The 15,060-nt window shown below is 66.5% G+C and carries 17 protein-coding genes; 11 read left to right on the top strand and 6 right to left on the bottom strand.

What is annotated here, in order from left to right:
- From NQJ30_RS15520 to NQJ30_RS15495, 6 genes are all read left to right on the top strand, one after another.
- The coding region (locus tag NQJ30_RS15520; protein ID WP_255770900.1) for an ATP-binding cassette domain-containing protein at nt 1-448 on the top strand (448 nt) is incomplete at its 5' end.
- 101 nt (nt 449-549) lie between these two features.
- Nucleotides 550-1,548: a Gfo/Idh/MocA family oxidoreductase gene (locus NQJ30_RS15515; RefSeq protein ID WP_255770899.1), complete on the top strand. Its 999-nt coding sequence runs from the start codon at nt 550-552 to the stop codon at nt 1,546-1,548.
- Nucleotides 1,545-2,603 (top strand): Gfo/Idh/MocA family protein, encoded by a 1,059-nt coding sequence (locus NQJ30_RS15510; RefSeq protein WP_255770898.1) that lies wholly within the window; start codon nt 1,545-1,547, stop codon nt 2,601-2,603. The genes NQJ30_RS15515 and NQJ30_RS15510 overlap by 4 nt, the downstream gene beginning before the upstream one ends.
- 57 nt (nt 2,604-2,660) lie before the next feature.
- Complete coding sequence (locus NQJ30_RS15505; protein WP_255770897.1) at nt 2,661-3,755, top strand: Gfo/Idh/MocA family oxidoreductase; 1,095 nt, start codon at nt 2,661-2,663, stop codon at nt 3,753-3,755.
- Nucleotides 3,755-4,540 carry a TIM barrel protein gene (locus NQJ30_RS15500; RefSeq protein ID WP_255770896.1) on the top strand — a complete coding sequence of 262 codons (786 nt, stop codon included), beginning with the start codon at nt 3,755-3,757 and terminating at the stop codon, nt 4,538-4,540. Before NQJ30_RS15505 ends, NQJ30_RS15500 begins: the two co-directional genes overlap by 1 nt.
- A 24-nt stretch (nt 4,541-4,564) precedes the next feature.
- On the top strand, nt 4,565-5,599 hold the full coding sequence (locus NQJ30_RS15495) for a Gfo/Idh/MocA family oxidoreductase (protein WP_255770895.1): 1,035 nt from the start codon (nt 4,565-4,567) through the stop codon (nt 5,597-5,599).
- Between the two features lie 106 nt (nt 5,600-5,705).
- Here the strand turns inward: NQJ30_RS15495 and NQJ30_RS15490 are convergent, their stop codons facing one another.
- From NQJ30_RS15490 to NQJ30_RS15470, 5 genes are all read right to left on the bottom strand, one after another.
- On the bottom strand, nt 5,706-6,362 hold the full coding sequence (locus NQJ30_RS15490; protein ID WP_255770894.1) for a hypothetical protein: 657 nt from the start codon (nt 6,360-6,362) through the stop codon (nt 5,706-5,708).
- A 560-nt stretch (nt 6,363-6,922) separates the two neighbouring features.
- A complete protein-coding gene (gene iolB / locus NQJ30_RS15485) occupies nt 6,923-7,816 on the bottom strand; it encodes a 5-deoxy-glucuronate isomerase (protein ID WP_255770893.1) in 894 nt (297 codons plus the stop codon).
- A 16-nt stretch (nt 7,817-7,832) separates the two neighbouring features.
- Nucleotides 7,833-8,573: a GntR family transcriptional regulator gene (locus NQJ30_RS15480; RefSeq protein WP_255770892.1), complete on the bottom strand. Its 741-nt coding sequence runs from the start codon at nt 8,571-8,573 to the stop codon at nt 7,833-7,835.
- A gap of 292 nt (nt 8,574-8,865) precedes the next feature.
- The gene (locus NQJ30_RS15475; RefSeq protein ID WP_255770891.1) at nt 8,866-9,348 is read right to left on the bottom strand and encodes an SRPBCC family protein; all 483 of its coding nucleotides are present in this window, start codon (nt 9,346-9,348) and stop codon (nt 8,866-8,868) included.
- Nucleotides 9,345-9,704, bottom strand: coding sequence for an ArsR/SmtB family transcription factor (locus NQJ30_RS15470; RefSeq protein WP_255770890.1), 360 nt, complete (start codon nt 9,702-9,704; stop codon nt 9,345-9,347). Before NQJ30_RS15470 ends, NQJ30_RS15475 begins: the two co-directional genes overlap by 4 nt.
- 192 nt (nt 9,705-9,896) lie before the next feature.
- Here NQJ30_RS15470 and NQJ30_RS15465 point away from each other — a divergent pair, with 192 nt between their 5' ends.
- Both NQJ30_RS15465 and NQJ30_RS15460 read left to right on the top strand, forming a co-directional pair.
- Nucleotides 9,897-10,367 (top strand): polyketide cyclase / dehydrase and lipid transport, encoded by a 471-nt coding sequence (locus NQJ30_RS15465; protein WP_255770889.1) that lies wholly within the window; start codon nt 9,897-9,899, stop codon nt 10,365-10,367.
- Between the two features lie 10 nt (nt 10,368-10,377).
- Entirely contained in the window at nt 10,378-11,511 is a 1,134-nt protein-coding gene (locus NQJ30_RS15460) for an LOG family protein (protein ID WP_255770888.1), read from the top strand.
- A gap of 15 nt (nt 11,512-11,526) precedes the next feature.
- Here NQJ30_RS15460 and NQJ30_RS15455 read toward each other — a convergent pair whose 3' ends face one another.
- Nucleotides 11,527-12,669, bottom strand: a complete 1,143-nt coding sequence (locus NQJ30_RS15455) for a VIT1/CCC1 transporter family protein (RefSeq protein ID WP_255770887.1) — start codon at nt 12,667-12,669, stop codon at nt 11,527-11,529.
- 267 nt (nt 12,670-12,936) lie between these two features.
- On the opposite strand from NQJ30_RS15455, the gene NQJ30_RS15450 reads away from it, so the two are divergent.
- The 3 genes from NQJ30_RS15450 to speB all read left to right on the top strand — a co-directional run bounded on the left by NQJ30_RS15450 (nt 12,937) and on the right by speB (nt 15,060).
- On the top strand, nt 12,937-13,161 hold the full coding sequence (locus NQJ30_RS15450) for a hypothetical protein (RefSeq protein ID WP_255770885.1): 225 nt from the start codon (nt 12,937-12,939) through the stop codon (nt 13,159-13,161).
- Nucleotides 13,162-13,300: 139 nt separating this feature from the next.
- Entirely contained in the window at nt 13,301-13,876 is a 576-nt protein-coding gene (locus NQJ30_RS15445; RefSeq protein WP_255770884.1) for a helix-turn-helix domain-containing protein, read from the top strand.
- A 119-nt stretch (nt 13,877-13,995) separates the two neighbouring features.
- On the top strand, nt 13,996-15,060 hold the full coding sequence (speB, locus tag NQJ30_RS15440) for an agmatinase (RefSeq protein ID WP_255770882.1): 1,065 nt from the start codon (nt 13,996-13,998) through the stop codon (nt 15,058-15,060).

Genomic DNA, 15,060 nt, shown 5'->3' with positions numbered 1-15,060 from the left:
CGTGGAGCAGCCCATCGGACAGCTTTCCGGCGGTGAGCGGCAGTGTGTGGCGATCGCCCGGGCCGTGTATTTCGGCGCGAAGGTCCTGATCCTGGACGAACCGACGGCCGCGTTGGGCGTGAAGCAGTCCGGCGTGGTCCTGCGGTACATCCTGCAGGCCCGCGACCGCGGCCTGGGGGTCATCTTCATCACCCACAACCCGCACCACGCCTTCCCCGTGGGGGACCGGTTCCTGCTGCTCAAACGCGGCAAGTCCATCGGCTACTACGACAAAAAAGACATCACCCTGGATGAACTCACCGCCCAGATGGCCGGCGGTGCCGAACTCGCCGAACTCGCCCACGAACTCGAACAACTCGGCGGCCACACCGAGGCCCTCAAAGAAGTCCAGGCCGAAGTCGCCGACGTCGCAGACACCGCTCCCGCCGTCGGCCCGAAACACGCCTAGCGGCGGCGCCCGACCGGGTGCTCCGGACATCCTCCGGGGTATCCCGGCGCCTGTGCGCCTGCCAAGGGGCGAATCATACGAATATCAATGAAGGGAACACCATGCCGATCCGGGTAGGCGTCATCGGCGCCGGAATCATGGGCGCGGACCACATCAGGAACCTTTCCACCACCATCGGCGGCGCCGAAGTTACCTTTGTGGCAGATCTCGACGCCGACCGTGCCGCCGCGGCAGCGCCGCCGTCGGCCCGCATCACCACGGACCCTTCGGAGCTGATCCACTCAAGCGAGGTGGACGCCGTCGTAGTTGCCTCCCACGATTCCACCCACGCCGGCCTGGTCCTGGAATGCTTTGAAGCGATGACGCCGGTCCTGTGCGAAAAGCCGCTGGCGCCCACGCTCTTGGAAAGCCTGGACGTGGTGGCCGCGGACGCCGACATGGTGGCCGCAACTGGAACTTCCCTGCTCACGCTCGGCTTCATGCGGCGCTTCGACCCGGGCTACGTGGCGCTGCGGCAGGCCGTGCAGGGCCGGGTGCAGGGCGAGCCGTTGATGGTCCACTGCATCAGCCGGAACGCTTCCGCAGCTCCCGGCGCCACCGCCGAATCGGCCATCACCAACTCTGCCATCCACGAGCTGGACATCATTCCCTGGCTGCTGGGCTCGCCCGTCACCGAAGTGTCATGGCAGGCCGGAAAGAGCACCTGGAACGCCGACGGCGGACTGCGGGACCCCGCGTTCATGACGCTCCGCACCGCGGACGGAACCCTCACCACGCTGGAACTGTTCCTCAACGCGCAGTACGGCTACGCCACCCGCTGCGAGGTTGTTTCGGAACGCGGCACGGCGGCCCTGCAGGACCCGGCTCCGCTGCTTTTTGAACAGGAGGGAACCAAACAGGAACAGGTCCCTGCGGACTGGCGTCCGCGGTTCGCCGATGCCTACCGGCTGCAGCTGCAGGCATGGATCTCGGCGCTCGCCGCCGGGGACAAGCCGGCCCTGGCTGGCGCGCAGGACGGCCTCAACGCCTCCCTTGTTGCCCAGGCCATGATCCAGTCGCTGCACAGCGACGGCGCGGTCACGAAAGTCAGCTACGCATGAGAGCTGCAGGACTCCCGCAGTCCCGGGTCCCCGAATCCCGTGACGCCCCGGTGCTGCGGTGGGGCATCATGGGTCCGGGCTGGATTGCCGAACGCTTCACCGAATCCGTCCAGGCGTACACCGGGCAGGTGATCGCCGCCGTCGGGTCCCGGTCGCTGAGCCGGTCCAAAGCCTTTGCGGACACGTACAATGTTCCCGCGGCCTACGGCAGTTATGAGGAACTGGCCGCCGCCCCTGATATCGATATCGTCTACGTGTGCACCCCGCACACCGGCCACCACGCGGCCGCGGTGCTGGCCATCGACGCCGGAAAGCACGTCCTGATCGAGAAGCCGATCGGACTCAACGCGGACCAGGCACGGGACCTGGCCCACCTGGCCGAAACCGCCGGGGTTTTCGCCGCGGAGGCCATGTGGACGTTCTTCCTGCCCAAGTTTGACGTCATTCGCCAGATCCTCGACGCCGGCACCTTGGGAACCATATCCACGGTCGTCGCGGAATACGGCGAACACTTCGACCCCTCCCACCGCATCTTCAGCCCGGAACTGGCCGGCGGCCCGCTGCTTGACCTGGGCACCTACCCGCTGGCCCTGGTTACCGAGGTACTGGGCCGCCCGCAGCAGCTGGCCGCCTTGGGGCAACCGCATGATTCCGGGGTCAACGCCCAGCTGTCCGCCGTGATGCAGTTCGACGGCGGCGCCCAGGCCGTGGTGAACACCCAACTGCACAACTTCACGCCCACGGCCGCCACTGTGGTGGGATCCGACGCAACGCTGACCATCGACGGCCCATTCAACATGCCCGGCGGTTTCGAGGTCCGCTTCCCTGACGGCACACGGCTGCGCCATGACGAACCCGCGGGCGGTCATTTCGAAGGCCTGCACTATGAGGCCGCAGCCGTGGCCCGCGCGATTTCCGCCGGAAGCACCCATGCCGGCCAACGCACGCTGGAGGCCTCCATCCGGACCTTGGAAGTAGCCGACGAGATCCGCCGCCAGCTCGGCGTCGTATTTCCCGGCGAGCCGGCCAGCCCGGGCCGCACCGCCCGGCACTGAACCGCACCCGCTCTGATATCTACGTACAAACTTTTCGACCTACTGAAAGGACAAGCCATGGCTTACCTCGCACAGAACTCCACCTCACTCCCGGCCCCGGTGCGCATCGGGCTCATCGGTTCGGGCTGGATGGGCGCATTCCATGCGGAGAGCATCGCCCGCCGGGTCCCGGACGCCGTGCTCGCCGCCATCGCCGACCCCAACCTTGAATCCGCCGGCGCGCTGGCTGCCACGCTCGGCACGGCCAAGGTGACGGCCAGCGCGGAGGACATCCTGGCTGATCCCGAGATCGATGCCGTCATCATCGCCAGCCCCGCCCGCTTCCATGCGGCCCTGACCACGCAGGCGGCCGCCGCCGGAAAGCATGTTTTCTGCGAAAAGCCAGCCGCCCAGGGACTTGACGAGCTCGATGCCGCACTCGCCGCCGTGGAGGCTGCCGGCGTGCACTTTCAGATTGGCTTCAACCGCCGGTACGCCGCCGACTTCCAGGCCGCCAAGCAGGATTTGACGGCGGGACTCGCCGGTCAGCCGCAGCTCCTGCGATCGCTGACGCGTGATCCGGGCAATGGCAGCATCCCGAATGCCGCCCGCGTCCCTGCCTGGACCATCTTCCTGGAGACCCTCATCCACGACTTCGACACCCTCAACTGGTTCAACGAAGGCGCCGAACCCGTGGAGGTCTACGCAGTGGCCGACGCCCTGGTGGAACCGGACCTTCGTGACCAGGGCTTCCTCGACACCGCCGTGGTCACCATCCGTTACAGCAACGGAGCCATCGCCGTGGCGGAGGCGAACTTCAGCGCCCTGTACGGCTACGACGTCCGCGGCGAGGTCTTCGGCTCCAAGGGCATGGTGCAGGCCGGCCGTGCCACCGAAACCGCGGCCCGGCGCTACACCGCGGACGGCCTCACGGCAGACACTCCGCGGCTCAACGTGGAACTCTTCCGGGACGCCTACACCGACGAACTCGCCGACTTTACCGCCGTGGTGAGGTCGCGGCGCGACGGTACGCCGCCGCCGTCGGGCGATTTCGCCCTCACCCCGGGAGCCGCAGACGCCCGGCGCGCCCTCGCCGTCGCACTGGCATGCATTGAATCCGTCAAACAGGGTGCCCCGGTGGCTGTTCCCGCGGCCGCCAAGGCACGAGTCTGATGCGGCTGGCCGTCTGCGCGGAGATGGTGTTCACCGACTTGCCCTTCACCGAACGGGTGCGGCGCATCCACGACGCCGGGTTCGACGTGGAACTGTGGGATTCCCGCACCAAGGACCTGGCAGCGCTCAAAGCGACCGGGGCGGTGTTTTCCTCCATGACCGGATACACGGCCGGGAGCCTGGTGGACCCCGCAACCGCCGACGACGTGGTCCGGACGGCTGAATCGCTGATTCCCACGGCCCTGGAGCTCGGGGTCAGCCGCATGGTGGTGCACTCCGCGGAACTGGTGGACGGCAAGGCGGCGCGTCCCGTCTTCCGCTCCACCGGCCCCATGTGGAGCACCGGTTCACGGACCCTGGAACGCCTCGGCGCCCTGGGGGAGAAACATCAGGTGACCTTCTGCCTAGAGAACCTCAACACCATCCTGGACCACCCCGGCATCCCGCTGGCCCGCGCCAAGGACACCCTGGCCCTGGTGGAAGCAGCCGGACACCCGAACGTAAAGCTCATGCTGGACCTCTACCACGCCCAGCTGGGGGAGGGGAACCTCATCGAACTGGTCCGCACTGCCCTGCCGCACATCGGCGAAATCCAGGTGGCGGACGTGCCGGGCCGCTGCGAGCCCGGCACCGGCGAGATCAATTACCGGGCAGTGGCCCGGGCGCTCGCCGAGGCCGGGTACGACGGCACAGTGGGCATGGAAGCGTGGGCCAGCGGCGACAGTGAGGCGGCCCTGGAGGCGTTCCGGGCAGCGTTCACCGTCCAGCCCGCCACGATCCATTAACTCCACTACCTACGAAGGAAAACTATGAAGGATGTCATTCTCGGTTTGGTTGGAGTGGGGCGCATTGGCGTCATGCACGCCAACAACATCGCCGCACTCAACGGTGCCCTCAATCCGCGCGGCATCAATGTCCGGCTCAGGCTGACGGACGTTGCCGCAGACCACGCACGGAACGTCGCGGCAGGCCTCGGCGCCGAGTTCCTGCCGTCCGTTGCGGACCTGATCGCCTCCGGTGTGGACGGCCTGGTCATTGCCACCGGAACCGGGACCCACCCGGAACTCATCCGGGCCGGTGTGGACGCCGGCATTCCGGTGTTCTGCGAGAAACCGGTGGCCATGAAGGTGGCCGATGCGCTGCCGGTCCTGGACTACATCAAGGACAACAACGGTGTAGTCCAGATCGGCCACCAGCGCCGCTTCGATGCCGGCTACCTGGAAGCCAAGCGTGCCTTCCAGGCCGGCGAGCTGGGCTGGATCCACTCGCTGCGGGCTGTCACCTGCGACATGGCGCCGCCGCCCGTGGAATTCCTGGCGACGTCCGGCGGACTGTTCCGCGACTGCTCCGTCCACGACTTCGACATCCTGCGCTGGCTAACCGGCCGCGAGATCGTGGAAGTCTATGCCAAGGGCTCCAACAACGGCGACCCGGCCATCGGGGCGGTGGGCGACGTGGACACGGCGCTGGCCGTGATTTCGTTCGACGACGGCACCGTGGGGACGGTCTCGGCCGGCCGGTACAACGGTGCGGGCCACGATGTCCGCCTGGAGATCCAGGGGTCCGGCCGCTCGGTCATGGTGGGCCTGGACGCCAAGTCCGCGCTGGCCTCCACGGAAGCCGGAGTCGGCTTCCCCGACGGGGAGCCGCATCAGACCTTCGCGGAGCGCTTCGACCAGGCCTACCGGTCCGAGATGGAGGCATTCGTGGAGCTGATCCTGGGGGAGCGGGAGAACCCGTGCACGCCCGAGGACGCGGTGGCAGCCTCCCGGGTGGCCGATGCCGCCCAGGAATCGCTGGCCACGGGGGCGCCCGTCACGGTGGCGATCAAGGTGGCCGGCTGACCCCGCGTGGCTGCGCCTCGCGCGGGTCGCTGACCCCGCCACCACGTCCGCCGAAGCAATATGTGCCTCCGGGTCGTGGAGCAGGGTCCGGACGCGGTGCGGACCTCTAAACGTGTGATTTGCTGGTCTCCACAAGGGCCGGTGCATTAGCCACCGGGTGCACCGGCTTGGTCACCGTAGTGGGTCGGCGCAGCCACGCTTCGTGGGTGACCGCAGTCATCGACGGGACATCGATGATGCCGATGGAGTTCCAGGTAAACATGGCATAACCCGGCTGCGATCCGGCGACTCCGGAGGGGACCTGGGCGCCCAGTTGGGCCGCCAACCAGTCAATGGTGCCGTATCCGCAAAGCGCGACGCAGTGATCCTCGTTCGGGTCGCTGTGGAATCCGGCGGCGACCCATCCAGTCTTGCCATCGGTCGTGTGCCACGCCCGCTCGATTTGGTCCGCTGCTACACCGATCTTGACCGGGCCGTGGGAGATGGCGCTTTGCAGGACGGCGGGGTTGGACCAGTCGACTGACAAGTATGGTCCGTCATCGTAGACGGTGGAGCCTTTGACGAATCCGTCGGTCTGCATCCAGGTCATGACCTGGGTCAGGTAGGCGCCCTCCAAAACGTCGTGACGCGTGGCCCAGGCTATGGCTTCCGCCTCACGGATGAATATTTCCGGGTTGTGGCACGCCTTGGCGAATGCCTCCTCGGCAGTGACGCAGTCCCCATGGACGTCGTTGCCCCACATTGAAAGTTTTTTCGGTTTCATGAGATGGTGCGGAGGAGCGCCGATCGTCGGCATATGGGGGGTCGCTGCAGCCAGCGCGCTACGAGGTGTCGGTATAGCGCCGCGCTTAGGGGTTTGCACAGGCATGGTCTCTCCTTGGGGCCATATATGAGGATGTTGCGGGCCGGATTAGGGAGCTTCCGGCTGGGGATGCTCGCTACGTTGCGGAGGAATCGGCTCTCCATCCGTGCCGTGCTCTTCTTGCTCGGCGTCGGCGTCGGGGGCGTATTGCTTCGCCGCCTCGATCTCTGACCTTGGCGTTGGGAACGCGCCACGCTTGGGCCTCAGTCGTCCACTCTCCGCAGGCTCCCGGGCCCGGGATGCGTCGCTCATGTCCTCCACGGTCCATCCGGTTACAGCCGCGTGTCGCGGCGTCGGACGTGGTCGGATCGATTGACCATGACGCCGTTCCAAACGGTACTTGGTGGTGCATCGCAAAGGCATTGAAGCAGCTCCCCAATTTCTGCTGAGCCTTTGAGTATCGAGTGAACCACTGGGCGCGTTATCCGGGCGTTACTGGATTCCTTAAACTTTCGCGCCCGCTACGCCGTGAACGGCAGCCGGGGGTCGATGTCCTGCCCGTCCCAGCTCTGCCGCACCCAGCCATGGTGGGGGTCGTCGCTGATCAGCCATTCGCGCACGGGTCCCGGTCCGGCCATCACATTGAGGTAGTACAAGTCGTAGCCGGGTGCCGCCATCGCGGGGCCGTGCCAACCGTAGGGGACCAGAACTACGTCGCCGGTGCGGACCTCGGCGGCCACATCGATGGGGCGGTCATCGGAGGCGTAGACGCGCTGGTAGCCAATGGCGTCGGCGTCCGCGGGTGCCCCGGAGCCGGCGGTCACCTGAGTCTCGAAGTAGTAGATCTCCTCAAGGCTGGTTTCGCCGTCCTTTTCCTCGTCGTGCTTGTGCGGCGGATACGAGGACCAGTTGCCCGCGGGCGTGAGGACCTCGCAGACGATAAAGCGGTCTGCCTCCAGCGCTGCCGGGGTGCCGAAGTTGTGCACCTGGCGGGAGCAGTTGCCGGCGCCGCGTAGTTCCACGGGTGTCTCGGCGGCCGTGACGAGGCGGGTGGGGTATGTGGAATGGGCCGGGGCAGTGGCGACCGCGACGCGGCCGCCATCAGCTGAGCTGATGCTTATGGTCTTGCCGATGCCCGAATAGAGGACGTCGCTGGGGCCGTGGAACACTGAGCGCCGCCCGGCAAGGGGGTAATCCACGCCGTCCACGGTGACCGTGAAGGAGCCGTTGAGCGGAACCACGATGCGTTCCTCGCCGGCCGCGGGAAGTTCGACGGCGGCGCCCGCGGCAAGGGTGGCGACCTTCAGCCCGGTGTGAGCCCAGCCGTCCACGGCGGTGGCGGAATCCGACGTTCCGAGCGAGATGTCCCAGTTGCCGTCGGCGGCGGAGCCCAGGGGGTAGACCCAGTTGGTCATGGCAGAAGTCCTTGCGTTAGCGCTGTACGAGAGTCATTTCAAAGCTGTAGGAATCGGCCCGGTACACGTGGTGGCCGGTCTCCACGCGGCGGCCGGTATCGTCCACGGCAGTGCGTTCCATGGTCACCAGCGCGGAGTTGACCTCCGCCTCGAGCAGCGGGGCCTGATAGTCGTTGGCGATCATCGCGCCGATCCGCTGGGTGGCCAGGCGGAAGTTGACGCCGCCCCGGCGCAGGATGGAGTAGAGGCCTTCGGCGGCAAGCATGGCCTCGTCCATGGTGGCGATGTCATCGCGGACCCAGTTCTCCATCAGGGCCAGCGGCTTGCCGCCCACCTTGCGCAGGCGGGTGAAGTGGTAGACCTTCGAGCCGGGCGGCAGCTGCAGGGCGGCCAGGGTAGCGGCGTCGGCTTCCATGTGGGAAAAGCTGAGCACCTCGGTGGTGGGCTTCTTTCCGTTGTTCGTGAGGTCGTCGAACAGGCTGGACAGTTCCAGCGGGCGGCGGACCTGGCTGGAAACCACCTGCGTGCCCACGCCGCGCTTACGGACCAGCAGGCCGGATCGGACCAGTTCGTCCATGGCCTTGCGCATGGTGGGCCGGGACAGGTTGAGCTGTGCCGCGAGGTCGATTTCATTGTCCAGCCGGCTCCCCGGCTCCAGGACTCCGCTGTGGATGGCAGCCTCGATGCCTTGCACCACCTGGTGGTACAGGGGCACAGGAGAGGATCGGTCGATGGTGAGACCAAGCTGATTCGCCACTGGAGGTTCCCCGCGTTCCAGGCTCAACCCGGCACCCTCCGTCAGCTGGCGGCGCCGAGTATGTCACCCTTTGTTCTTTTGATAGGACATGCTTCCTTTTGTTGATATTAGCAGGCGTCCAGTGAAGGTCAAGGGTGCGTAATCGGCTAATCGGTGGCGAGACCGCGGCGGATCAATGTCCTGACGTCAGACCAGGGATCTGGGGGCCTTTGGCTGCCGCATTTACCGCGTACGACGACGGACGGTGACCTTCCCCGGGAAGGTGACCGTCCGTCGTCGTACTTTTGAGGCTTCAGACCTTTGCGCCGCTCAGCAGTTCGTCGAGCCGTTCGTAGCCTTCGGTCATGCCGCCCTCCATGCCCGACTGTGCCATGCCGTCCCGGGCTTCCAGGCTTGGATAGACGGAGTGGCCACGCAGGCGCGTGCGCCCGTTGCCGAGGTCCTCGAACGTCATGAATTCGAGGCTGACAATGTCCGGGTATCCACCGAATTCGAACGTCTGGATGGCGAACTCGTTTTCCCGGACCGTGTGGAAGACGCCGCTGAACTCGTACGCCACGCCGTCGGGCCCGGTGTGCAGGTAGCTGTAGGTTCCGCCGGTCCGGAAGTCGTAGTGGTCGATTTCCATCTTCAGGCCGCGCGGACCGAGCCATTGGGTGATCAGGGCGGGGTCCTTGTGGGCGCGGAATACGTCCGCCACCGGGAATTCGAACTCGCGCTCGTAGTCGATAAAGGGGAGTCCCTCAGGAACGGTGAGGTTCAGTGGATTGCTCATGATGATTCCTTGGGGTGTGCGCTGCCGGTGGCGGCAGTTGAACGGAGCACGGCTTCCAGGCTGCGGAACTGCTCTTCGCGGACCAGCCGGTACTGGTCGATCCACGCTGTGAGTGCCTCCAGCCGTGCAGGATTCAGGTGTACCGGCCGGCGCTGGGCGTCACGCGTGCGGGTGACGAGCCCTGCCTGCTCGAGGACCTGGATGTGCTTCGAGACCGCCTGTTTGGTGATCGCGAAGGGTTCCGCCAATTCGTTGACCGTGGCCTGCCCCCGGCTGAGCCGGGCAATGATCTGCCGCCGCACGGGATCGGCCAGGGCCATAAAGGCCGAGTCCAGGGTGCCGTCGTCGGAGTTCATGGTGGCGGACCTTTCTGCTCAATCAACCGTACCTAATCAACAACTTCATTGATCAACTGATTGATTGATTAAAACTTACGCCCGCCCCGCCCGGCGGTCAAGAGTTTTTGTCCGCCAATCTCCGTTCGCACCTGTTTTCCAAGCATTATCTGGACCAAAACTCCGGGGGTGGGGGATGGCTAGGCTGGGGGAATGATTAACCGCTACCTGGTATCCCGTGAGAGATTTATCCCCGCAGCACCGGTGACCATCTTCGAGGTGCTGGCCACGCCGGCTCTGCATAGCGTGATCGATGGCTCCGGCACCGTGAAGGGTGCCCAGCCCCGCGGACCCGGGCGCTTGGCCCTGGGAGCCCGGTTCGGCATGGAAATGAACATGAAAGTGGACTACAAGATCCTCAACACCGTCTGCGAGTTTGAGGAAGGGCGGCGCATCGCCTGGCGCCATTTTTACGGCCACATTTGGCGCTACATCCTCGAACCGGCCGTCGACGCCGATGGTAGGGCCGGGACGCTTGTTACGGAGCAGTGGGACGCCAGGGCAGTCCGGGGCAAGTTCTTCCTCCGGCTGGCAGGCTACCTGCGACGCCATCCGGCCAGTATCGAGAAGACCCTGCTCCGGCTGGACCAGTACGCGGCGGGCACGTCCGGGCTGGCACGCTAGGACCGCCGGCGTGAACCCCGCAGGCGGCCTGGTCCCCAGCCCGCGGACCATTGAAGTCGAGAGCCTGGAGAGCTTCGACCGCTTGGTCGGCTCCGGCGCCGTGGCCATGCGCGGCTGGCACGCCCAGTCCCTGGATCTGCGGGGCCGGACGGCAGCGCTGGAAAGGCTGGACGTGGAAGGCGCAATCTTCCTCGGCTGCACCTTCAGCCAGGACGTGGAGGAAGGACTCCGCCGCCGCGGTGCGCTGATATTTCCCCGGCTGCAGGGCGTCCCGTTCGATCCGTACCGGGCAGCGCTCTACACGCCGCAGGAACTGTATGCCGGGCTGGACCACGCGCCCTACGAGGAACTGCCTGACGCCCTCGTGTACCACTGGAGCATCCGCCCGGGGCAGCGGCACCGACTGGACGCCACTCTGGCCTCGGCGCTGCACGATCACGCCATCGGCGACGCACTGGATGAGTTCATGGGCTCGGATCTCCATGCCGGCCAGACCACCGTGGGGGTAATGGGCGGGCACACGGCCCGGCGAGGCACCCCGGAATTCACCCAGGCCGCCGAGCTGGGCAGGCATCTGGCCCGGGCCGGCCGGCTGGTGGCAACGGGCGGCGGTCCCGGCGCCATGGAGGCCGCCAACCTGGGCGCTTACCTCAGCCAGCTTCCGCCGGCGGAGTTCGAGGACGTGCTGGCCGGATTTGTCAGCGTCCCCGGCTTCCGGCCTTCGGTGTCCGCGTGGGCACGCGAGGCAGCCGCCGTCGTCGAACGTTATCCGGACGGAACTCCGTCGCTGGGTGTCCCCACCTGGTTCTACGGGCATGAACCGCCCAACTACTTCGCCACGCACATCGCCAAGTACTTTGCCAATTCAATCCGCGAGGCGATCCTGCTGGAACTCTGCGACGGCGGCGTTATCTTCCTGCCGGGAGCGGCGGGGACGGTGCAGGAAATCTTCCAGGACGCCTGCGAAAATTTCTACAGCGCCCGGGAAGCCGTCACCCCCATGGTGCTGGTCGGCAGGCGGCATTGGGAGCAGGAACTGCCCGCCTGGCCAATGCTGCAGAAACTGGCCGCAGGCCGGCCCATGGCGGACCGGATTTTCCTGGTGGACAGCGTGGCTGACGCGCTCGCGGTGCTGGGGATTTAGCCCACCACGACTGCGTTAGCCCACCACGGTGCCGAAGGCGAGGCCCAGCACATAGGTCACCGCGGCGGCCCCAAGGCCAATGGCAAGCTGGCGCAGGCCGCGGCTCAGCGGCGAGGTCCCGGACAGCAGGCCAACGATTCCGCCGGTCACCAGCAGCGCCAGCCCCACGAGCACGCCGGCCACCACCAGCGCGAGCACGCCGGTCAGGCCGAACAGGAACGGCAGGATGGGAACGATGGCGCCGGAGGCGAAGAAGCAGAAGCTGGACAGCGCGGCGCCCCACGCCGTACCCACCGCTTCGTGTTCGTCCGGCGATTCGGGCAGTTCGGGCTGGAGGGACAGGCTGGGATCGCAGTCGCAGCTGAGCAGGCCCATGCGTTCGGCAACGCGGTGCTCGGCTGCTTCGCGGGACATGCCGCGCGCCAAATAGACAAGCAGCAGCTCATTGTGTTCGAGGTCCAGCTTGGGTGCCGCGGCGAGGGTGATCTGGGTGGGCCTGGTGGCTGCCAGCAGCTCGCGTTGGGAGCGCACGGAAACGAACTCACCGGCCGCCATGGACATGGCACCGGCCAGGAGTCCGGCTATGCCGCTGAGGAGCACCACACTGCTGGCGACGCCGGAGGCGGCCATGCCCACCACGAGTGAGAGGTTGCTGACCAGTCCGTCGTTGGCGCCAAAGACGGCGGCGCGGAAGGTTCCGGCGAGCCGGTTGCGGCCCCGGGTGGCCAGGCCGCGGACCACTTCCTCATGGATCTGCTCGTCTGCGGCCATGGCGTCAGTGGCGTTGGGATCCTTGGCGTACGGGGAGCGGCCTTCGGCACGCTGGGCAAGGGCCAGCACAAAGACGGAGCCGAAATGCCGGGCCAAAAAGCCGAGGAACTGGCTGCGCAGGGATGCCGGCCGTGGCTTGTGCGCTTGGTCGCCCAGGAGCTGGAGCCAGTGGGCCTCGTGCCGGCCTTCGGCTTCGGCCAGGGCCAGCAGGATGTCGCGCTCTTCACCTTCGCGGTTCTGTGCCAGATCGCGGTATACGGCGGCCTCGGCGCGTTCGTCCGCCAGGTACTGGCGCCACCGCCGGAGGTCTGCAGGGGAGGGTTTGCCGGGCTCCGGGGACGCGTCGGTGGACGGCTGTGCCTGGCTTGAATTGGCGTGGTGGGACATGGGGGCTCCTGTGGTGGATCGGGCATGGTTCGGCCCCATTGCAGAGCCAGCTTACCGCGTAAATCCGCGGATTTTCGGCTGGCTGACCTCACTGCAGAGTTTCGGTTTGCCTTAAAGTTCGCCCCTTATAGGCTGCAGCTGGGGTGGCCCTCGGAGTGGCTCCGGTGGCCCTTGACCCGGCTGGCATGCGGTGCTCTGATGAAGGTGTGTGGAGCCCGCGGGCGCCACCGGAATGAGCACGTCAGGCGAACAAACGGAGGTTGAATCATGAACACCGCCGGACACCAACCGGACATGCCGCACCTCGAGGCTGTCGAAGCGGATCCCGCGTACGACTACGCCGAGGATGTCCCCGTCAGCGAGGACGACTGGGACGCCGAGGACGAATTCCTGGACTCCGAAGAAGCGGTGGTCCCGACGCCCCCGGTGGAAGTGGACGCCGAGGAGCGCGTCGTTCCCATGGATGATGACGAATTCCGCGGAACTGAATAAGGCACTGAAGCGAACGGACGACGGCGGCACTTGCGTTTCGTTGACACGGAACCGAAAGTGCCGCCGTCGTGCGCCTAAGGTAGTTCTCTAGGATTGCTCCAGGGATGGGGCCGGACCGCCGGCCACGAAAGGTCCGCACATGAAGGCACTGCCAGTTGAGCCGAGCAACATTCCGGTGGCCATCGGGTCCCGGATTCGTGCTGCCCGGCAGTCGCAGCGGCTGACCATCGAACAGGTTGCGGACGCCACCGGCCTGACCAAAGGCTTCCTCAGCCGTGTGGAGCGGGACCTGACTTCTCCGTCCGTGGCCTCGCTGGTGACCTTGTGCCAGGTCCTGTCCATCTCCATCGGTGACCTGTTCGCCGCCCCCGAAACGCACCTGACGAAGCGGGATGAAGGCCCCCGGATCTCCCTGGGCGGCGAAGGCATAGTGGAGCGGCTGCTGACTGCCCGGTCCGAGCGGCGGATCCAAATTATCCAGGCGGTCATCAGTCCGCGCGGCCGGGGCGAAGCCGAACTGTATGCCGTGGACTGCGACGTCGATGTGCTGTATGTGATCAAGGGCCGCATCCGCCTGATCATGACGAACGAGGAGTTCGATCTGGCCACGGGAGATACGGTGACCTTCCCCGGGCGCGAACCCCACACCTGGGTCAACCCGACGGATGAGCCGGTGGAGGTCCTCTGGGTCCTGGTCCCGGCGGCGAGCCGATAGGGGTTAAGCCCGGGGGAACCCGCGGGGCCGGCGGAAGGGTTTGTAAACAGTTGATGCGCAGAGGGCAACACGGGTCTATGATGGCTGTCACAGACCAATCCCTGAAGGAGAGTCGCGCCGTGAAAGAGCTCCGCATCGAAGCCAACGGGAACCTCGGCCCTATCGATTCCGCCCGCATCCCGCGCTACGCCGGAGCCGCCACCTATGCCCGCCTGCCCCGCCTGGACCAGGTGGCCAAGGCTGACGTCACGGTGGTGGGTGTGCCCTTCGACTCGGGCGTTTCGTACCGGCCCGGCGCACGGTTTGGCGCCAACCATGTCCGCGAGGCAAGCCGCCTGCTGCGGCCCTACAACCCGGCCTGGGATGTCAGCCCGTTCGAGAACGTGCAGGTAGCTGATGCCGGCGACATGGCGGTCAACCCGTTCAACATCAACGAAGCCATCGAAACCATCCAACAGGATGCCCTGGACCTCACCGCCGGCGGCAGCAGGCTGGTCACGCTTGGCGGTGACCACACCATCGCCCTGCCCCTGCTCCGGGCGGCAGCCGAACGTGCCGGCGGTCCGGTCGCGATGCTGCACTTCGACGCCCACCTGGACACCTGGGACACCTACTTCGGCGCCGAATACACGCACGGCACCCCGTTCCGCCGGGCCGTTGAAGAGGGCATCCTGGACACCGAAGCCATCAGCCACATCGGCACACGCGGGCCGCTCTACGGCAAAAAGGATCTCGACGACGACCACCGCTTTGGGTTCGGCATTGTCACCTCGGCCGACGTCTACTACCAGGGCGTCCTGGAGACCGTGGCCAAGGTCCGCGACCGGATCGGCACCCGCCCGCTGTACATTTCCGTGGACATCGACGTCCTGGATCCCGCGCACGCCCCCGGCACCGGAACCCCCGAAGCCGGCGGCATCACCAGCCGCGAGCTCCTGGAAATCATCCGCGGGCTGCGCGGCCTGAACGTGGTGGGCGCCGACGTCGTCGAAGTGGCCCCGGCCTACGACCACGCCGAAATCACGGGGGTGGCGGCGAGCCACGCCGCCTACGAACTCATCACCCTCATGGCGGACAAGGCGGTGGACGGGGAGCGTTTCGGCGCCGCCACTGGCTACGCCGCCCAGGCCCTGGGCCAGGAAAGACGCCAACCCGCCGGTTTCACGGCCACGAAGGAGTCCTGA

The organism is Pseudarthrobacter sulfonivorans (assembly GCF_024391045.1).
GTDB lineage: Bacteria > Actinomycetota > Actinomycetes > Actinomycetales > Micrococcaceae > Arthrobacter > Arthrobacter sulfonivorans_B.
Note: the sequence above shows the minus strand (reverse complement) of the source record. Positions and strands in the feature narration are given on the sequence as shown.

Coding starts and splice junctions, on each gene's coding strand:
- NQJ30_RS15515 (WP_255770899.1), top strand. CDS start 550: ATGCCGATCCGGGTAGGCGTCATCGGCGCCGGAATCATGGGCGCGGAC.
- NQJ30_RS15510 (WP_255770898.1), top strand. CDS start 1,545: ATGAGAGCTGCAGGACTCCCGCAGTCCCGGGTCCCCGAATCCCGTGAC.
- NQJ30_RS15505 (WP_255770897.1), top strand. CDS start 2,661: ATGGCTTACCTCGCACAGAACTCCACCTCACTCCCGGCCCCGGTGCGC.
- NQJ30_RS15500 (WP_255770896.1), top strand. CDS start 3,755: ATGCGGCTGGCCGTCTGCGCGGAGATGGTGTTCACCGACTTGCCCTTC.
- NQJ30_RS15495 (WP_255770895.1), top strand. CDS start 4,565: ATGAAGGATGTCATTCTCGGTTTGGTTGGAGTGGGGCGCATTGGCGTC.
- NQJ30_RS15490 (WP_255770894.1), bottom strand. CDS start 6,362: ATGAAACCGAAAAAACTTTCAATGTGGGGCAACGACGTCCATGGGGAC.
- iolB (WP_255770893.1), bottom strand. CDS start 7,816: ATGACCAACTGGGTCTACCCCCTGGGCTCCGCCGCCGACGGCAACTGG.
- NQJ30_RS15475 (WP_255770891.1), bottom strand. CDS start 9,348: ATGAGCAATCCACTGAACCTCACCGTTCCTGAGGGACTCCCCTTTATC.
- NQJ30_RS15470 (WP_255770890.1), bottom strand. CDS start 9,704: ATGAACTCCGACGACGGCACCCTGGACTCGGCCTTTATGGCCCTGGCC.
- NQJ30_RS15465 (WP_255770889.1), top strand. CDS start 9,897: ATGATTAACCGCTACCTGGTATCCCGTGAGAGATTTATCCCCGCAGCA.
- NQJ30_RS15455 (WP_255770887.1), bottom strand. CDS start 12,669: ATGTCCCACCACGCCAATTCAAGCCAGGCACAGCCGTCCACCGACGCG.
- NQJ30_RS15450 (WP_255770885.1), top strand. CDS start 12,937: ATGAACACCGCCGGACACCAACCGGACATGCCGCACCTCGAGGCTGTC.
- NQJ30_RS15445 (WP_255770884.1), top strand. CDS start 13,301: ATGAAGGCACTGCCAGTTGAGCCGAGCAACATTCCGGTGGCCATCGGG.